The 2701-nt window shown below is 70.3% G+C and carries 1 protein-coding gene; it reads right to left on the bottom strand.

Annotation, left to right across the window (positions count from 1 at the left end; all coding sequences use genetic code 11):
• Positions 1-248 precede the first annotated feature (248 nt).
• Positions 249-2552 carry a discoidin domain-containing protein gene (locus tag ACRWND_RS30560; protein WP_431955182.1) on the bottom strand — a complete coding sequence of 768 codons (2304 nt, stop codon included), beginning with the start codon at positions 2550-2552 and terminating at the stop codon, positions 249-251.
• Positions 2553-2701 lie beyond the last annotated feature (149 nt).

Here is a 2701-nt window from a genome sequence, read left to right as displayed (position 1 = left end):
TCCTCGCACCACATCAGGGATGTCACCTTCGCCGAGGACGCCTCCACCGTCCACGCCGGAACCGCACCACGGGCCATGGCGACCCTCCGCAACCTCGCCGCCATCGGCGTGCTGAAAACACTCGGAGCCGACAACATCGCCAAGACCACCCGAGCGATCCGCGACGAACCCACTCCCCATCCTGGGCGTCACCAACGATCCGGACGCCTACGGAACTTGATCAAGCCCTGGCCGTCGGGGCGGACGGATTACTGCTGGGCGGCGGTGGTGTCGCAGGTGTCGAGGACGACGCGCGCGCCGTCCACAGCCAGGTCGCCGTTGACGCCGGCGCACTTCTTGCCGACGATGCGGCCGGTCGGGCCCCCGGTGGCCCCAGTCTTCACCGCCGAGACGGCGAAGACATGCACACTGGGCGTCCCGGCCGCGGCCCGGGAGCTGACCTCGGGCAGGCGGACATGGTCGATGGTCTTGCCCGGCTGGAGGGCGATCCCGGCGAAGTAGACCGATGCGGGGCCGTCGAACCGCGTCTCGCCCGGCCGGTTCTGGTAGGCGGCCACGGCCGCCGCTTCGGCGCCGGCGCCGAACCAGTCGGGGATGAGCAGGGTGTAGCTCTGCACGGTTCCGTCGGTGTACGTGATGGTGCCGTTCGCGTTCGCGCCGCCGTACGAGCCGGAGGCGAGGAAGCCGAGGGTGGTGCTGCCGCCGGCCTGCTGGACGGAGAAGCTCTGCCCGAAGGCCACGGTGTTGTCGGGCTTGCCCGAACCGGCGGTCGAGGGCCACACGAAGGAGACGCCACCGACGTCGAACGTCCTGCCCGCGCGCAGGCCTGCCGCAGCCAGGGCCTGGGCGGAGTAGGTGGCGCCGCCGCCGTCGAAGTTGCCCGCGTCGGTGTCCGCGTCGGAGGTGACGCCCGTATTGTCGAACGTCGCGCTGAGCGAGGAAGCCGGGGCGGGGGTCCCATAGACGGAGATGCCCCACAGCGACGTGCCGTAGGGGGTTCCCGAGCGGGTGGCGTTGACCCGCACATACCGGGCCGTGGCGGTAACCGCGAAGTCCTCGATGGTACGCACGCCCGCGGGCGATGCGACGGTCGTCCAGGTGTTCTTGTCGGGGGAGGTCTGGATCTGGTACTCGGCCACCGGGGCGTACCAGTTGAGCCGGATCCGGCTGAAGTTCCTGGCCGCTCCGAGGTCGACGGTCAGCGACTGCGGGTCGCCGGCGTTGGCGGCCCAGCGGGTGGTGAGGTCGCCGTCGACGGCCTTGTCGCCGGTGAAGCCGGAGCCCGACTGCGCGCTGGAGGTCTCCACCGGACGGCCCAGTGCGAGGTCGGCGAAAGCCGGGCCGCTGGGGGTGCCGAACAGCGACAGCGGAACGGCGTCGGCGATGGCCTTCAGGCCGGCGTCGTTGGGGTGGAGGTGGTCGCCGGCGTCGTAGGCGGGCAGGTAGGCGCGCGGGTCGGCGGGGTCGCCGGTCGCGGCCGCCTGGTCGATGACGCCGTCGCAGCCGCTGTCGGGGCCGCGCAGGAAGTCGTTCACGGCCTGCCGCTTGACCTCGCGGTCGTCGGACCACCACGTAAAGCCCTTGAACGGGGTGAGTGTGGAGCAGAGGAATTTGACGTTCCGCGCGTGGGCCGCGTCGACGAGCTGGCGCAGGGCGCCGGTGATGCTGCTGACCGGCGGGTTGGTGTTGATGATGTCGTTGATGGGGTCGTCTGAGAAGACGACCCAGCGCACGCCCGGCTGGTCCAGGGCGTCGTGGGCGAAGCGGCTCACGGCCGCGGGGCCGCCGCCGTTCTGGAGCAGGTTGTTGCCGCTGATGCCCTCGTTGAGGACGCCCACCTGGTAGCCCGCCTCATTGAGGCGGGTGGCGAGCCGGTTGGGCCAGCGGCGGTTGGTGTTGCCGCTCGACGCCTCGCCGTCGGTGATGGAGGCGCCGAACGCGACCACCGCGCCTGCAGCGTCCGGGTTCTGGACGTCCAGGCCGGACAGGAAGGTGTACGAGTAGCTCTGCTGGGCGCTGCTGAGGTAGGGCGCCGCGGACTGGTCGCCGGGCGCGTACCAGTTCACCTGCCGGGCGGCGTCGTGCTGGGTGGCGACCGCCGTGCCCGGTACGTGGAAGCTGACCGCGACCTCGGACTCGGGGGTGACGGAGAACCCCGCCGGGTCGCTCACCGCCTCCCCGCCTGCCGGGATCGTCACCGAGGTGTTCCCGCCGAAGGTGAGCTTCGCGTCCGTGCCGGTGGCTATGTCGCTGTTGAACAGGCTCGACGCCGCGTGGATGTCGTCGAGGACGACCGGCTGGGTGCCGAAGCGGTTCGACAGGTGAATGCGGACGGACGAGCCGCCGATGCTGGTGTGCACGATCTGGCGGATCGTCTGGTCGGTGAACGTGGCACCGGTGCCCTGCATGGCGGTCGCCCAAGTTCCAGTCCACGGGGTGGCGGCCGCGGCGGCACCGGGCGCGGGAGACGCCTCAGCCGTGCCGACGCTGACCGTAGCCAAGGTGAACAGAGCCACCGCGGCGGGTACGGCCTGTCTCAATCGGGTCTTCACGAAGATCTCCAAGCGTGCGAGTAATGGCCGAGAGCCTATCGGTACGCAGAGACCTCCGAATGGCCGGAATATGCACGTCAGACCCGAATCCGCAGGTAGTAGGGCGGTGTGGCGACTGATTTGACGACAGGTGCCCGTGCTGGTTTGGA

It is taken from the genome of Actinacidiphila sp. bgisy167 (assembly GCF_965342175.1).
Classification (GTDB): domain Bacteria; phylum Actinomycetota; class Actinomycetes; order Streptomycetales; family Streptomycetaceae; genus Actinacidiphila.
Note: the sequence above shows the minus strand (reverse complement) of the source record. Positions and strands in the feature narration are given on the sequence as shown.